Here is a 16461-nt window from a genome sequence, read left to right as displayed (position 1 = left end):
CGGCGCGGATGAACAGCAAGAGCCTGGTTACTGGCAGCGCCGACAGCGGTGCCTACACCGACCTCAATCGCCTGAGCTCGCTCAAGCATGGCGACCGCGACAGCGACGCCAACGTACGCAAGGTAGCCCAGGAGTTCGAATCGCTGTTCATCAGCGAAATGCTCAAGGCCTCGCGCAAGGCCAGTGACGTGCTGGCCGCCGACAACCCGATGAACACCGAAACGGTGAAACAGTACCGCGACATGTACGACCAGCAGCTGGCCGTGAGCATGTCCCGCGAGGGCGGTGGTATCGGCCTGCAGGATGTGCTGGTTCGCCAGCTGTCGAAGCACAAGAGCGCGCCGGCCAACACCAGCCCGTTTCCGCGTACCGAGGGCCATGCCCCGACGCTGTGGGGCAACAAGGTGGCCGAGCCAGTGCATGCCGCGCAGTCGACCACCGCCCGCAACGACGTCGCCGCGCTCAATTCGCGCCGCCTGGCGCTGCCAAGCAAGCTCACCGACCGCCTGGTGGCCGGTATCGTGCCGTCGGCGACCAGCACCAATACCGCAGCCGTGCCAGCCCGTGACGGCCAGCAAGTGGCCAAGGCCTTCGCCGTGCCGGACAACGGTCTGCGCATCCTCGGGCGCGCCGTGGCCCAGCCACCGTTGGCACCGAAAAAAGCCTTTGCCGACAGCGACGAGTTCGTCGCCACCATGTTGCCGATGGCCGAGCAGGCGGCGAAGCGCATTGGTATCGACCCACGCTACCTGGTGGCGCAGGCCGCCCTGGAAACCGGTTGGGGCAAGTCGGTCATGCGCAACACCGATGGCAGCAGCAGCCACAACCTGTTCGGCATCAAGGCGACCGGTAACTGGGAAGGCGGCGAGGCGCGGGCGATCACCAGCGAGTTCCGTGACGGCCAGTTCGTCAAGGAGACGGCGGCGTTCCGCTCCTACGATTCCTACCAGGACAGCTTCCACGACCTGGTCAGCCTGTTACAGAACAATTCGCGCTATCAAGATGCGGTGAAGGCCGCCGATAAACCGGAACAGTTCGTGCAAGAGTTGCAAAAGGCCGGGTACGCCACCGACCCGAATTACGCCAGCAAGATCTCGCAGATCGCAAGACAGATGAAGTCGTACGAGCACTACGCAATGCTCGATACCGCAACGAAACTTTAAGGGCATGGAACCATGGCGAGTCTGATCAACATTGGTATGTCGGGGCTTGGCGCCGCGCAATCGGGGATGTACACCCTCGGCAACAACATCGCCAACGCTGATGTCGAAAGCTACTCGCGCCAGCAGAACGTGCAGAAGACCAAGGGCGGGCAGCAAGTCGGCCAGGTGTTCATCGGCAGCGGTACCACCCTGGCCGACGTGCGCCGGGTGTACAACGCGTTCCTCGAGAACCAGCTGCGCAGCACTACCTCGCTGAGCAGCGATGCCAGCTCGTACCTGAACCAGATCACGCCGCTGGATACCGCCCTGTCGAGCAGCGACACCGGTATCACTGCTGCACTGAAAAGCTTCTTCAGCGCCATGCAGGATGCTGCGGCCAAGCCTGCTGATGATTCATCGCGTCAGTTGCTGCTGTCCAGCGCGCAATCCCTGGCCAAGCGTTTCAATACCCTGTCATCGCAGCTCAACCAGCAGAACAGCGACATCAACGCCAACATGGTGTCGATGGCTGATCAGGTGAACAACCTGACCAAGACCATCGCTGAGCTCAACGACCAGATTTCCCGCGTCAGCTCCATCTCCGGCCAGCCCAATGACCTGCTCGACCAGCGCGATGGTGCAGTGCGTGAGCTGAGCAAGCTGATCGGCACCGATGTGGTGGAGCGTGAAGGCAACTACGACATCTACCTGAAGAACGGCCAGGCCCTGGTGCTGGGCAAGACCACCCAGACCCTGGGGGTGGAGCCGAGCGCTACCGACCCGACCCGCATGAGCCTGATCCTCAATCGCGGCTCGACCAAGATGGATATCACCAGCAGCGCCAGCGGTGGCGAGCTGGGCGGCTTGATCCGTTACCGCAAGGAAACCCTCGACCCCGCGCTCAACGAGCTCGGCCGCGTGGCCCTGGTGGTGGCGGATGCGATCAACAGCCAGCTGGCCCAAGGCATCGACAAGAACGGTGAGTTCGGTGCCACCCTGTTCGGTGACATCAATAGCGCCGCGGCCATCAGCCAGCGCAGTATCGCCAAGACCGGCAACAGCGCCGGCTCTGGCAACCTCGATGTGACCATCAAGGACACCGGCAAGCTGAGCACCAGCGACTATCAGGTGACCTTCACCAGCGACAAGCAGTACACCGTGCGCAAGTTGCCCGATGGTACCGATATGGGTACCTACAGCCTCGACGACGACCCGGCTCCGGTGATCGACGGTTTCAGCCTTGCGCTCAACGGTGGCGCCTTGAGCGCCGGTGACAGTTTCAAGATCACCCCGACGCGCAATGCAGCAGCGAACATCGACACCGTGCTGACAGACCCCAAGCGTCTGGCGCTGTCCTCGCCATTGACCGCCACCAGCGGCTCTGGCAACAAGGGTACTGGCGTAATTACCCAGCCGACGCTGACGTCAGAGATGGACATTTACGATGCCACCCAGCGCTCGCAGCTACAGACCGGCCTGAAGTACTCGACCCCGGTCAAGCTGGTATTCGGCGATAACACCAGTTCACCCCAGGCCTACAAGATGTACGACGCCAAGGGTACCGAGATCGGTAGCGGCACCATTGTGCCGGGCCAAGAGAACAAATTGCAGTTGTCGGTGCCGATGGTCGATGGTAGCGGCAACTCGCTGGGCAGCAATTTCACCTTCGAGATGAGCGTTTCCGGCGCGCCGCAGAACGGCGACAGTTACACCGTGGCGCTGACTGGCGCAGGCTCGTCGGACAACCGCAATGCACAGTCGGTCATTGATCTGCAAACCAAGTCCACGGTCGAGGTGGGTGCCGATGGCAAGGGCATCAGCTTCAACGATGCCTATGCCAAGCTGGTCTCCAACGTTGGCGGCAAGGCTGGACAGGCACAGATGGACAGTGATGCCACCACGGCACTGCATACCTCTGCACTGGACAGCCGCAATGGTCTGTCGGGCGTGTCGGTCGACGAAGAGGTCGGCAACCTGGTCAAGTTCCAGCAGTACTACACTGCGTCGTCGCAGATCATCAAGGCGGCCCAGGAAACCTTCGCCACCCTGATCAACAGTCTTTAAGGAGCCGTAGATCGTGAGCGTACGCATCTCCACTTCGCAGTTCTACAACACCAGCAGTGCCAACTATCAGCGCACCTTTGCCAATACCGTCAAGAGTCAGCAGGAGGCCAGCGATGGCATTCGTGTGCGCTCCGGCAAGGACGACCCGGTGGGGGCGGCACGCCTGTTGCAACTTGAGCAGCAGCAGAACATGCTTAAACAGTACGCCACTAATACTGTCAATGTGCGTAATGCGTTGGGTACGGCCGAAAGTACGCTGACCTCGATTGGCAATGTTTTGCAGCGGGTCAATGAACTGGCCATCAGTTCTGGTAACGGCGCGTTTACCGACGCTGATCGCAAGGCCAATGCGGATGAGCTGGCTTCGCTGGAGGATCAACTGTTCAACTTGATGAACAGCCGGGACGAGAGCGGCAAGTACATCTTCTCGGGTTCCAGGGGGGATACGCCGCCTTACGTGCGTAATGCCGACGGCACTTACAGCTATCAGGGTGACCAAGGAAAGCTCAACCTGCAGGTGGGCGACATGCTCAGCCTGGCGGCCAACGAGACCGGTTATGACGCTTTTGAGCAGGCGCTCAATACCAGTCGCACCCAGACCCAGTTGACTGCGCCGCCAACCGACGATGGCCGTATCAACTTGTCCAATGGCCAGGTTTCCGGTAGCTCGACCTACAACGACCGGTTCCGTAGCGGTGAACCGTACACGATCGAGTTCGTCAGCAGCACCGAATACAAGATCACAGACGCTGACGGTAATGACGTCACGCTGGAGGCAAGCCAGGGCGGTAAGTTCGACCCCAATGGCGAAAACGCCGGCATCAGCTTCCGCGGTGTCGATCTGCGTCTGGACATCACCTTCAAGGACGGCGACAAGGGCAATGAAGATGCCGCTATTGCGGGGCATAAATTCAACCTGAGCTCCAAGGCCGACGAGGTTTCTGGTTCCCGCAGCCCGGGTAATACCTCCTCCGAGCAGGTGACGGGTGCGACTATCACCGACCAGAACGCCTACAAGGCTGCCTTCCCGGCAGGCGGTGCTGTGCTCAAGTTCACCAGCAGCTCGACGTTCGAGTTGTACGCGTCACCTGTCACTGACGACAGCCGTCCGGTGGCACAAGGTTCGCTGGGCGGGCCTAGCGGTACGACTGCAACGGCTGCGGGTGTGAGCTTTGAGCTGTCGGGGGCGCCGAGCGCGGGGGATTCTTTTGGGGTGAAGGTGAATACCCACCAGACCCAGAATGTACTCGATACCATCAGCAAACTGCGTACTGCCTTGAGCACGCCGGTTGACAGCGATCCGGTCGCAAGGCAGAACTTCCTGGCTTCGCTGGATTCGGCCATCGGCAACGTCGCAAGCGGCATCAACCAGGTGTCCTCGTCGATCAGCGCGATCGGTGGTCGTGGCCAGTCGCTGGATGTGCAGGCCGAAACCAACGAAGCGCTAAGCGCTGAAAACACCAAGACCCAAAGTTCGATCCGCGAAAGCGACCCGGCTGAGGTGATGCTACGCCTGAACATGCAATCCAACATGCTGCAGGCTTCATTGCAGGCCTACGCGAAAATCGCGGGGCTGTCGTTGGTCAACTACATCTGATCGAGATTTGATTGTGCTGGGCGGCCTGCACGCAGTGTGCCGCCTTGACGTCCCTCGTGGCATTGAATGTTTTATCGCTAAGTGAGCAACGCGTGAACGCACAGCCCCTCGTCTCCATCGCCATCCCAGCGTTCAATCCAGCATTTTTTCGTCGCACGCTGAGCAGCGTGCTTAACCAGGACTACCCGAATCTGGAAGTCGTTGTTTGCGACGACAGCCCTGGCCAAGAGATCGAGGCGATTTGTTGCGAGCTGAGCAAGACCTCGTCAGCGCTGCTGCGTTACGTGCGTAATCCAGTGCGTCTCGGGTTCGCCCGCAATATGCTGGCATGCCTCGGGCACGCCTCGGGAGAGCTGGTCAAGTTCCTCTGCGATGATGACCTCTTGATGACCCAGTGCATCAGCCATCAAGTGAAGGTGCTGTGTGATCATGAGCAGGTGAGCATGGTGATCAGCCAGCGGCTGGTCTGCGATGCCGATGACATTCTATTGCCCTCCCGGGCGCTCAATGCGGTTGTCGCCCCAACCACTGCGGTGCTCTACGGTACAGACCTGTTGGCATGCATTGCCGAAAGTACCTCCAACCTGTTTGGTGGTATCAGTCATGCGCTTTTCCGTCGCGCCCAGGTAGGGGAGTACCTGGAGACGCTGGTGCAGGATGGGCAGGGGTTCTGTGCGCGCCTGGACATGGCTTTGTACATTTGCATGCTGCGTCGTGGGCATCTGGCCAGCCTCGAGCAGGTGCTGAGCGTTGAGCGGATTCATGCCGGAAGACTCAGCCATCGCGTGGCGATGACTGAGGCGGCCAAGGTCGAGTCTGAGTGGTTGCAGCAGATGTTGGCCGCGCGAACCGGTGAGCAGGAGCCTGCCGTAGGGTGGGTGCGTTACTTGCCGATGGCATCCTACAGCGGCGGTGTCGATGACGTTTGGCGAGAGCTCGACATGCGCAACTTCACCAACCGGCAGATTGCTTCCTTCCATCAGCAGGTGGGCACTCAAAGCCTCAGCTTTGCAGAGTTGTACGCTGAGTGGCTGGAATCTTGTTCCTTGTCTGAGGGGCAGCAGCGCCTGTTACCCAAGCGTATCGAGCAATGGCCAAGTCGACCCCGTATCATGCCAGTGGTGTTCTGTGACGACGGCGAAGAACTTGCCTTGCGTGCCACGCTCGATAGCCTGGCTGCACAGTCCTATGCTGCCAGCGGTATTCAAGTGCTAGGGGGTTGCGAACCCTTGACGAAAGTTGCAGGGGTGCAGCATCAGGTTCGCCATGGCGATGGGTTCGATGATGTGAATGCTCGGTTGGCCGATGCTTCGGCTGACTGGATCGTTCTGTTGCGCGCGGGGGATCGCCTGCATCCCCACGCACTGGTGATCATGGCCGAGCGCATGGCATTGAATGCTGGCAGCGTGTGTCTGTATAGCGATGAAGGTGCTTTCAATGGGCGTGAATCGAGTCATCCGATTCTCAAGCCCGATTTCAATCTGGATCTGATGCGTAGCTTGCCTTACGTGGGCCGCCAATTGGCATTCAACTGTGAGGCGGTGCGTACCATTGGCGGTTTTGACACGCAGTTCGGCAGCCTGGCGCCACATGATGCGCTCTGGCGTCTGGTCGAAATCCACGGTTTGCAGGCCATCGGGCATATCCCCGAATTGCTGGTGCAGAGTCAGAATGCCTATGCCGACTGGATGAATGACCCGGAAGTGCAAGCCCATGCCGCCCGTGTGGTGCGTGCACACTTGAAACGCTTGGGGGTGGTCGCTGAAGTAGAAGCTGTTGCCGACAGCATGGCAACCCGTGTGCGCTATCAGCACGCGCTTGCCGCTAGCGTTTCTATTCTGATTCCAGTCGGCAGCGATCTGCTCACTTTGCGCCGTTGCGTTGAATCGCTGTTTGAGTACACCCATTACAGCAACTATGAAGTGTTGTTGATCGCAAATGGTGATGAGCCTGCCGAGGTGCGTGACTGGTTGACGGCTATGAAGGGTGTGGGCAGTGACCAGTTGCGTGTAATTGAGGTCGAGGTGCAAGGGAGGGCAGCAAGCCTGAACCTGGGCAGTGAACGGGCTCGCGGCGACTACCTATTGTTGCTTGATGTTGGGTGCGCGCTGTTTGACGCGCAATGGTTGCATGAGTTGATGAGCCAGGCCCAGCGCCCTGAGGTAGGGGTAGTCGGGCCAAAACTGTACGCCCGCGATGGTACCGCTGCGCCCAGCGCATTGGTCCTGGGGTTATGCGGACCTGCAGGTAACCCGTTTGCGGGCAATGCGGCGGATGCCGAAAGCTACCTCGGCCGGTCGCATCTGGTGCAGAACTGGAGTGCGTTGAGCCTGGATTGTCTGTTGGTTCGGCGTGAGCTTTTCAATGAGCTTCAAGGCCTTGATACGCAAGCACTACAACGAAGCTGGTTCGATGCAGATCTTTGCTTGAGGGTGCGTGAAGCAGGCTATCTTGTGGTTTGGACACCTTTTTCAAGAGTGGCCCGGATGCATTCGAGCGTATCAGGCAAGGAAGCTGCTGACCAACAGGCTTTTTACCGGCGCTGGCTGGCCAGTGTCGCCAATGACCCGGCCTATAACAAGAACCTGAGCCTCAAGCAGGGGGGCTTCAGGCTGGAGCCGGGGCTGCGCACTGGCTGGGACCCTTTTATTGCGCGCGCGGTGCCGTCGGTTCTGGCACTGCCATTCAATACGTCCGCGATCGGGCACTACCGGGTCATTCAGCCGTTCTCGGAGTTGGAGCGAGCCGGCTGGATTCAGGGGCGGATCAGTTATCAGATAGCCGAACCCATTGCGGCCGAGCGGGAAAGTCCGGACGCAATGATCCTGCAATTGCGCTATTCCGCTGAAAACATTGAGGAAATCGCTGAAATCAAGAGATATTCCAACGCACGGCGAATATTCGAAATTGACGATTACGTGATCGAACCTTCTGAAAAAAATGACCATGTTCGTAACTGGCCAAAAAATGTCGGTGAACTGTTAGGGCGGGCGATCGGGTTGTGCGATCGGCTTGTCGTGTCCACTGAGCCTTTGGCAGACGCCTTGTCGCATCTGCACCACGACATTCGCGTCGTTCCGAACATGTTGGCTGCTTCGTTGTGGACAGGTCTGTCCAGCCAGCGCCAGACAAGCGCAAGGCCGCGGGTGGGCTGGGCGGGTGGCACGAGCCATCGGGGTGATTTGGAGCTGATGCTGGGTGTTGTCCGGGCGCTTGCGGACGAGGTCGACTGGGTATTTTTCGGCATGTGCCCGGAAATACTGCGCCCCTATGTCAAGGAATTCCATAAGGGAGTCCCCCTGGCTCAGTACCCGCGCAAGCTTGCCAGCCTCAACCTCGATCTCGCACTGGCACCCCTTGAGCAAAACCTGTTCAACGACTGCAAGAGCAATCTACGGCTTCTGGAATACGGCGTTTGTGGTTATCCGGTGATCTGTACTGACACCAAAGCCTACGATGGCTATCTGCCATGCACTCGGGTCCGTGCCAACACAACCGAGTTGTGGCTGGATGCCATTCGTATGCACCTTGCTGACCCCGGCGCCAGCTTCCGTCAGGGAGATGAGCTTCGCGAAGCGGTATTGCGCGACTACGTACTAGCGCCACGCCATCTGCAGCATTGGGCCAATGCCTGGCTTGCCGATTGAACTCTGGCGCCTGGCGGACCCAGGTGCTGATCCATCCTTCGATACAGGTGCTTTATGAGCGTAATCACTACTGGGACACGCAGTGATGTAACCGTCCTCCTGCTTGGTCACGAACAAGCCGACGCCCGTGCACGCGCGCATTATTACTACAGTCAGGCAGGCGTGCCTTGCGTGGCGCTGGGGCCATTGCAAGCCGGCAGTACCGGTGAGGTGTGTCGAGAGCGACTATTACAGGCAATGCATCAAGTGACTACGCCCTTTGTGGTGTTGAGCTTGGACGCTGACTTCATTCTGCCGACGGCTTTGGATAGTACAGCCGCCCACCTGCAAACGGCTACTCAGGCAATCGGTGCGCAAGGGTATTCATTGGGTTATACCGCAGGCAATTGCGAGTTGACTTATCACAAGGTCGGTTCGGCGCTATTACCTTCGGTCGAGCAGGGCGCCCATGGCCGTTTGCAACGATATGCTGAAGCGGCCCAGCAAGCTTGGCGTGCCGTATTGCGGGTATCGACTCTGAAGGCTGTTTTGCCCCTTTTGCCGGCGGCCGTGGATTTCCCGACCTGGCGTGTGGCGTTGTCCTATGCGCTGCTGGCGCATGGAGAGATCGAGCGCCTCGATCAAACCGACGTAGTGAGTGAGTACGCGGTATGCCCATTGTCTGCCGCCCAGTTGGAGGAGCGCCTGACAGTGGCGCTACGCACGCTGCGCGAATGGGATTTGGGTGGGGCTGGCATTTGCAGCGACGACTTCGACTTGCTCAACCGCTTCGTGCGCGATACGTATGGCGCATCCGAACAGCCATTGTTATTCACGTCTGCTTGGAAAAGTGTCACGGCTGAGCCCGAGCGAGTGTTCGCACCACAACAGTATGTAGCGTTGCCGTATTACAACATTGCCTTGTTCGATAGCTTGGTCGAGCTGGAATTTCTGTGTCATGCCTGGCCGGCTGGCGCGCAGCAATATAGCAGCCTGGAAGGTGCCTGGGTGCGTCAGCGCGAACTATTGCAGATCCACGCCAACGATACGCCCGGGAGTTTGCAGCAGCGTTATTGGCAAGCAATGGCGTTGGGCCTGTTCAACCGCGAAGTTTGCCTGCGCTTGGCCGATACATTGGTCGCAAACAGCGATGCGCGTCCTGTACGTGACCTTCAAGACTGGCGTCAGCGCTTGGCCAAGGTTCCGGCGCTTTCCCCTGAGCAGGGGCTGGCCGCTACTCCGTCAGGCCAGTTGATCGAGTTGCTCGATACCATGACCCCGGACGATGGCGCTCGTCGGCGAGTACTGGAACAACTGGAGCAATCGCCGCCGCCACAGATCGCTTTCGTGGTGTTGGACTTGGCCAATGATAATACGGGGCTGCAAGCTACTTTCGACAGCCTGCTGGCCAGTGGCGCACGCAACTTCAAGCTGTGGGTGCTCAAGGCTGGTAAACCACCGGTGATCACGACACCTCAAGACACGTTGCATTTCGTTCAGGTCACGCCCGATAACTGGGTTGCCCACCTGAACCAGATTGTTCGCCAACTGCCAAGCGAGTGGTTGATGCTATTGCATGCTGGCGAGCAATTGCTTGCCGGCGGACTCCTGCACTTGCTGCTGGAGCTGGGTCAGTCGCCTGCTTGCCAGGCCATTTGTGCCCATGAGGTACAGCGCGATGAGCAGGGGCGGCTGCACAATGTGGCGCGCCCAGGTGCCGACCTAGACCTGTTACGCAGCCAGCCCGGATTAATGTCTCGACATTGGCTCATGCGGCGTCAGGCAGTGCTTGAACTAGGTGGATACAGCGAGAGCCAGCAGCAAACCCTGGAGTTTGATCTGTTGTTGCGCCTTGTGGAGGCGCAGGGTGTGGCCAGCTTGGCCCATCTGGATGACTACCTGGTATTGGGCGAGCAGTCACCAGAGGCCATGGCCAAAGAGGCGGTTACGGTTTTGGAGCGGCACCTCAGGCAGCTAGGTTACGGTGCCCTTGTCAGTGAGCGAGGTGCGGCGGGCCTGGGTATGGATTACCGTCATGGTACTACGCCCTTGGTCAGCATCCTTATCGCCAGTACAGACGGACTTGCCTCGATTCAGCCTTGCTTGACCAGTATTGTGCAACGCACCCGTTATCCGCGTTATGAGGTGTTGGTGGCTTGCGCGGGTGATGCTGAGCGCTCTGAAGGCGAAGCGCTCGAGGGAGCAGGTAGTCGTGTGCGGTTGTTTATGGGCAAGTCCGACGCTTCGCGTGACGACTTGCTGAACCTGGCCGCGAGCCAGGCTCGAGGCGAATACCTGGTGTTGTTTTCCGAAGCGGGCGAGGTGATGAGCCCTGCTTGGCTTGAAGGCCTGCTCAATGAAGTCCAGCGCCCTGAGGTGGGTGTCGTCGGGGCAGCCTTGTACGCCTCGGGTGCGGCGCTGGCCCATGCAGGCTATCAACTGCTCGTGGGCCCAAGGGTGCACGAGCCATGGTTGAGTGCTGATCAGTTGTGGCAGCAATCGGTTCGTAGTTGCTCTGCCGTCTCGGGCGACTGTCTGATGGTGGGCAAGGAACTGTTCGAGCAAGTGGGTGGCTTGCAGGCTGTGATGGGGGGGGATATTGACCTTGCCCTGCGTGTGCAGGAGGCAGGCTTGATGGTGGTCTGGACGCCACAGGCTCAGGTGCTCGTCAAGCGTGAGTCGGCTTGTGACAGGCAAGTCGCCCAGGCGTTGAGCGAACGTTGGCCGCAGGCTTTCACTGGGCGCGCTTTCGATGAAGGGGTGGTGCCCGGTGCAGGGCTGGCCTGGTTGGCTGCGTTGTGATCCATTGCCGTGATGTCCTATCAACCACTCCCTGACAGATAGCCACATGAAACCTATTCGAATTATTTGTGGGACTCGTGAGTCTCGAGAGGATTTCCCCACCAAGACTGCATTGGGGCGGTCCTTGCAGATCCATCAAGCATCCAACCCTGTGGAGTTGGTGCTTCATGCAGAAAACAAGGAAGGGTTGTCGACCCTCTACAATCTGGCCATCGAGCAGGCCAAGGAGGCCCCGGCAATCCTGGTGTTTGTGCATGATGACGTCCACCTGTGCGACTACTGGTGGGGGGATCGTTTAAGGGAAGGGGTTGAAGCCTTCGATATCATCGGGCTGGCAGGCAACACGCGCCGTATCGAAGGTCAGCCAGCGTGGGCCTTTGTCGACGATAGGTTTACCTGGGATGAGAAACGATTTCTGAGCGGCGCTGTAGGGCATGGCAGCAGTTTCCCTTGCGCGGTCTCGAATTTTGGGCCGGCTCCGCAGTCTTGCAAGCTGCTGGACGGGCTGCTGCTGGCTGCTGATAGCGAGCGGCTGGTGCAGGCCGGTGTGCGTTTCGATGAGCAGTTCCAGTTCCATTTCTATGACATGGATTTCTGCCGTCAGGCAGAGGCGAAAGGACTGCGCATGGGGACATGGCCACTTAGCGTCGTGCATGAAAGCGGGGGCGCATTCGGCACACCCACTTGGCGAGACAGTTATCGCCGCTATTTGAACAAGTACGACGAACAGCGTGATCAATACACTCAGGAGAAAAGCGTGCAGAGCCAAACGCCAGTCCATCAGCATCACAATCCCGATCTTCTGAAATTGATGCCAGCGAATGCAAGGCGTGTGGTGGAAATTGGTTGCAGCTCTGGTGCGCTTGCCCGTGAGTACAAGAAGCTGAACCCGAGCGTGCATTACACGGGGATCGAGATCGAGCCCAGTTACGCGGAGCTGGCCAGGGAGCACTGTGACCGTGTTCTGGATATGAATATCGAAGCAGTGACTACGGACCTGCTGGCCACGGACCTTGCTGCCGATTGCTGGGTATTTGGCGATGTGCTGGAGCATTTGTACGACCCATGGCAACTGTTGAGCAAGATCCGCGAAGCGAGTGCGCCAGGCACCAGTATCGTTGCGTGTATTCCGAACGCTCAGCATTGGAGTGTTCAGGCTCGTCTGAGTATTGGGGATTTCCGCTATGAGGACTCCGGTCTGTTCGATAGGACACATATCCGCTGGTTCACGCTGACCACGATGCTTGAACTGTTCACTCAGGCAGGTTTGACGGTTGAGGCCGGGGTGCCGCGGGTGTTCAACGAGCCTCAGCGCGAACGGTTCCTTCCGGTGATCCATGCCATGGCGGCAGCCGCAGGAAAAGACCCAGAGGTAGCGGTTCAGGACGCACTGCCGTTGCAGTATGTATTTAGAGCGATTGTCGGTTGATGCCGGCTTCACGCATTAATTTTACGTGTATTGGAAATCGGTGATACATGCACCCTACAGCGATGCAAAATGGAAAATTGTTTTTCGATACCTACCTGGGTGACGCATCAGCGTCCGATGCGGCGGTGATCGTTGAGATTGGGGCTCAAGATGTCAACGGTTCGCTCAGACAGGTAGCGCCACAAAGGGCGCGCTATATAGGTGTGGATTTCGTTGTCGGAAAAGGCGTGGATGTCGTATTGACCGACCCTTACAGCCTTCCCTTTGACAGCGAGTCGGTCGATGTCGTTGTCACCTCGTCGTGCCTCGAGCATTCGGAAATGTTCTGGCTCTCTTTCAATGAATGCTTGCGCGTGCTCAAGCCTGATGGATTACTGTTCATCAATGTGCCATCAAACGGCGCCTTCCATCGCTATCCGGTCGACTGCTGGCGATTTTATCCGGATGCAGGGAGCGCGTTGGTCACTTGGGCTAAGCGTCAAGGCATGAACCCTGCGATGCTTGAATCCTTCGTCACTGCGCAGGATGCCGACATCTGGAATGACTTCCTGGCGGTCTTCGTGAAAGATCAACAACATGTTGATCGCCATCCGAATCGAATGATCGAGGCTGCTGGATCGTTCGAAAACGGCAAGGTATTTGGCAGCGAAGAAATCTTCGGCTTCGCGCAGATGCCCGAGGATATCCGTCGGTTGCACGATGCCATTCGCCAGTTGGCAGAAAAAGAGGGGCGAGAGGCGGTAGTCAACGATGTCCTTGAAAAGCTGCTGGCCTTTACCACTGCACAGCAGTCCCCCACTGATGGTATGTGACCCTAGCTGATTCAAGCGGCCTTCCTTGAAAATGGGCTGGACGCGTCGGATAGCCGCTACTGAGTAGCGGCTTGCTAGGCAGGTCGGTGACTAGCTGTAGGGCCTGCATAACATCCAGCAGGTCTGTATTAACCAGATACCCTGTTCATCTCCTTGGTCCTATTTGCCAGTCTGTGACCAAGCAACCACCGCTGGCACGGGCCGGGTGCGACTCGCCTGCAGAGACATCTTGAGTCTCGTGAGCCTTCTTCCCCCTATTCGACAAAAGCACGTGACTTCCAAGTCACGGCAAGCATCTTCACTGTTATGATTGCCACAACCGGGAACGGCTGAGCCAATGAACCGCGTTGCCAGAAGCTGTGCCTTCCCCGGCAGACGCTCGTGGTGCTCAGCAGGCATTTTGCTTTTTCAGAATTGGGAAGCCATATGATTGGCATTAAAAGTATCGCCAGTTACGTGCCGGCTGAAGGGGTAGACAACTACGCCCAAGGCGCAAAATTCGGCAAAGACCAGGATTTCATCTTTGGCAAGATCGGCTCGACCTTCCTGCCGCGTAAAGATGACGCTCAGGAAACCTCCGACCTGTGCGTGCAAGCCGCAAAGAACCTTTTCTCTGCCAATCCATCGCTCGACCCTGCAGCTATCGATGCCGTGATCGTCGTGACCCAAAACGGTGATGCCGAAGGGCTTCCGCACACTGCCGCTATCGTTCAGCACAAGCTGGGCCTGTCGACCGCCGTTGCTGCTTTCGATGTTTCGCTGGGTTGCTCGGGCTATGTCTATGGCTTGTATGCGATGAAAGGATTCATGGAAGCGGCGGGCCTGAAGAACGGCCTGCTGATCACTGCCGACCCTTACTCCAAGATCGTCGACCCCGAAGACCGTAATACCACCATGTTGTTCGGTGATGCGGCCACGGCTACCTGGTTGGGCGAAGGCGCTGCCTGGCAGTTGGGTAAATCGCTGTTTGGCAGCGACGGTGCGGGTGCTGAGCACCTGCGCACCACTGACGGCAAGTTCTTCATGAATGGTCGCCAGGTTTACAACTTTGCATTGGTCAAGGTGCCTGCTCACCTGCAGCAACTGCTAGAAGCCAGTGATCTCAAGGCTGAGGACATCGATTTGTATTGCCTGCATCAGGGCAGTGCAGCGATCGTCGATGCTGTTTCAGCGCGTTTCGACGAGGGGGCGCACAAGCGGAAATTTGTCAAGGACATGGTCGAGACCGGCAATACCGTGTCGTCGAGCATCCCTTTGCTGCTGGAAAAGCACGTGCTCGGCTCGCAGCATAAGCGCGTCGCGCTGAGTGGCTTTGGTGTCGGTCTGTCGTGGGGTTCTGCCATTATCGAGCGTGGCGACTGACATTCACAGCTGTAGGAAACGCCGCCGCTTGGCGGCGTTTGATTTTAGTGCGTCTATAGAACTGCCCGCTAAGCCCAGCATGGGAGATACGTCAGTCTTATGGCGTCAACTCCTTGATTTTATTGGGCTGGCACGATGCCAGTAATTTTTTTCTAAAATCCGCTAAAGCAAACTGCCCTGACGACGATAACTAATACGAAGGTTCTCTGTGCCGCACCCGGCGAATGCCAAGGCCGGAAGCCGTAGTACACAATCCAACGAGGAATTCGTCATGGCTTTGACTGTTAACACCAACACCACCTCTCTGGGCGTTCAGAAGAACCTGAACCGTGCTTCCGATGCACTGGCCACTTCGATGACCCGTCTGTCCTCTGGTCTGAAAATCAACAGCGCCAAAGACGACGCTGCTGGCTTGCAGATCGCTACCCGTATGACCTCGCAGATTCGTGGTCAGACCATGGCGATCAAGAACGCCAACGACGGTATCTCCATCGCCCAGACCGCTGAAGGTGCGATGCAAGAGCAGACCAACATGCTGCAGCGTATGCGTGAACTCGCGCTGCAAGCTCGAAACGACTCCAACAGCTTTAAGGATCGCGACGCGCTGAACGGCGAGTTCCAGGCGATGCTGAAAGAGATCAACCGTGTTTCCGCTAGCACCGAGTTGAACGGTAAAAAGCTGCTGAGTGGCGCTGCCGGCACCATGACCTTCCAGGTCGGTTCCAACGGCGGCTCCGATAACCAGATTAACATTACCCTGAGCGCGGCTATGGATAGCTCCACCGGCGGTGTTCTGTCGGCTCTGGGCACTAGCGGGGCCTCGACCATCGCCATGTCGGCTGATGATGCTGCGGCTGCTTCTTCTTATGACACACAGTTCCAGAACGTAATTACCGCCATCGATGATGCGCTGCAGGGCATCAACACCACCCGTGCTGACCTGGGTGCTGCCCAGAACCGTCTGACCAGCACCATCAACAACCTGCAAAACGTCAACGAGAACGCCGAAGCCGCCCGTGGTCGTGTGCAGGACACCGACTTCGCTGCTGAAACTGCCCAGCTGACCAAGCAGCAGACCCTGCAGCAGGCTTCTACCTCGGTTCTGGCCCAGGCCAACCAGCTGCCGTCGGCAGTTCTGAAGCTGCTGGGCTAATCTGCCTGACAGTCGTTAGCGGGGGGGCGCGAACGCAGCGCTTCCCCGCTTTTTCATTACGAGGTGGCAACGATGGACATGAGCCTCAAACTGAACCTGTCTTATCAGGCCGCGCGATCACCTGAGCAGGTAGCCGAAAAGCCGCTTGACCGTTCGGTAGAGGTTTCGGCGGACAGCAAGCAAGACGCCCTGGCCAAAGTGCACGGTGTTGACGACGTAAAAAGCGCCGTTGCCGAGATCGAAAAGTTCTTAAGTGAAACCCGACGCAATCTGCAGTTCTCCACCGATGAGGAGTCCGGCAAGATCGTGGTCAAGGTCATCGCCAGTGACAGTGGTGAGCTGATTCGCCAGATCCCCTCCGAGGAGGCCTTGCGGATCGCCCAGAGTCTTAGCGATGTCAAAAGTGTTCTGTTCGACGCCAAGGCTTGACCGGCGGCGAACACCAAAGATGTTGTTCATGCCAGTCTTGCAGGA

At 58.2% G+C, this 16461-nt stretch carries 10 protein-coding genes; all 10 read left to right on the top strand.

The window, feature by feature from the left end; all coding sequences use genetic code 11:
• Positions 1–8: 8 nt before the first annotated feature.
• Complete coding sequence (gene flgJ / locus R9B85_RS05025; protein WP_112253109.1) at positions 9–1163, top strand: flagellar assembly peptidoglycan hydrolase FlgJ; 1155 nt, start codon at positions 9–11, stop codon at positions 1161–1163.
• Between the two features lie 12 nt (positions 1164–1175).
• On the top strand, positions 1176–3206 hold the full coding sequence (gene flgK, locus R9B85_RS05020; RefSeq protein ID WP_423770883.1) for a flagellar hook-associated protein FlgK: 2031 nt from the start codon (positions 1176–1178) through the stop codon (positions 3204–3206).
• A gap of 13 nt (positions 3207–3219) precedes the next feature.
• Positions 3220–4803, top strand: coding sequence for a flagellar hook-associated protein 3 (locus tag R9B85_RS05015; RefSeq protein ID WP_423770882.1), 1584 nt, complete (start codon positions 3220–3222; stop codon positions 4801–4803).
• A gap of 92 nt (positions 4804–4895) precedes the next feature.
• The gene (locus tag R9B85_RS05010; protein WP_423770881.1) at positions 4896–8450 is read left to right on the top strand and encodes a glycosyltransferase; all 3555 of its coding nucleotides are present in this window, start codon (positions 4896–4898) and stop codon (positions 8448–8450) included.
• A gap of 54 nt (positions 8451–8504) precedes the next feature.
• Positions 8505–11231: a glycosyltransferase family 2 protein gene (locus R9B85_RS05005; RefSeq protein WP_423770880.1), complete on the top strand. Its 2727-nt coding sequence runs from the start codon at positions 8505–8507 to the stop codon at positions 11229–11231.
• 46 nt (positions 11232–11277) lie between these two features.
• On the top strand, positions 11278–12660 hold the full coding sequence (locus R9B85_RS05000) for a methyltransferase domain-containing protein (RefSeq protein ID WP_423770879.1): 1383 nt from the start codon (positions 11278–11280) through the stop codon (positions 12658–12660).
• A gap of 47 nt (positions 12661–12707) precedes the next feature.
• Positions 12708–13472 carry a methyltransferase domain-containing protein gene (locus tag R9B85_RS04995; RefSeq protein ID WP_423770878.1) on the top strand — a complete coding sequence of 255 codons (765 nt, stop codon included), beginning with the start codon at positions 12708–12710 and terminating at the stop codon, positions 13470–13472.
• A 426-nt stretch (positions 13473–13898) separates the two neighbouring features.
• Positions 13899–14834, top strand: a complete 936-nt coding sequence (locus tag R9B85_RS04990) for a ketoacyl-ACP synthase III (RefSeq protein ID WP_423770877.1) — start codon at positions 13899–13901, stop codon at positions 14832–14834.
• Positions 14835–15105: 271 nt separating this feature from the next.
• On the top strand, positions 15106–15987 hold the full coding sequence (locus R9B85_RS04985) for a flagellin domain-containing protein (protein WP_423770876.1): 882 nt from the start codon (positions 15106–15108) through the stop codon (positions 15985–15987).
• Between the two features lie 72 nt (positions 15988–16059).
• A complete protein-coding gene (locus R9B85_RS04980; RefSeq protein ID WP_423770875.1) occupies positions 16060–16416 on the top strand; it encodes a flagellar protein FlaG in 357 nt (118 codons plus the stop codon).
• The last annotated feature ends 45 nt before the right edge of the window (positions 16417–16461 follow it).

The sequence above is a fragment of the Pseudomonas sp. NLJ1 genome, from assembly GCF_049486705.1.
In the GTDB taxonomy this organism is placed as follows: Bacteria; Pseudomonadota; Gammaproteobacteria; order Pseudomonadales; family Pseudomonadaceae; genus Aquipseudomonas; species Aquipseudomonas inefficax.
Note: the sequence above shows the minus strand (reverse complement) of the source record. Positions and strands in the feature narration are given on the sequence as shown.

Excerpts from the sequence above, each read along its gene's own strand:
- R9B85_RS04990 (WP_423770877.1), top strand. The coding sequence starts at position 13,899 with ATGATTGGCATTAAAAGTATCGCCAGTTACGTGCCGGCTGAAGGGGTA.
- R9B85_RS04980 (WP_423770875.1), top strand. The coding sequence starts at position 16,060 with ATGGACATGAGCCTCAAACTGAACCTGTCTTATCAGGCCGCGCGATCA.
- flgJ (WP_112253109.1), top strand. The coding sequence starts at position 9 with ATGAACAGCAAGAGCCTGGTTACTGGCAGCGCCGACAGCGGTGCCTAC.
- R9B85_RS05000 (WP_423770879.1), top strand. The coding sequence starts at position 11,278 with ATGAAACCTATTCGAATTATTTGTGGGACTCGTGAGTCTCGAGAGGAT.
- R9B85_RS04995 (WP_423770878.1), top strand. The coding sequence starts at position 12,708 with ATGCACCCTACAGCGATGCAAAATGGAAAATTGTTTTTCGATACCTAC.
- R9B85_RS04985 (WP_423770876.1), top strand. The coding sequence starts at position 15,106 with ATGGCTTTGACTGTTAACACCAACACCACCTCTCTGGGCGTTCAGAAG.
- R9B85_RS05005 (WP_423770880.1), top strand. The coding sequence starts at position 8,505 with ATGAGCGTAATCACTACTGGGACACGCAGTGATGTAACCGTCCTCCTG.
- flgK (WP_423770883.1), top strand. The coding sequence starts at position 1,176 with ATGGCGAGTCTGATCAACATTGGTATGTCGGGGCTTGGCGCCGCGCAA.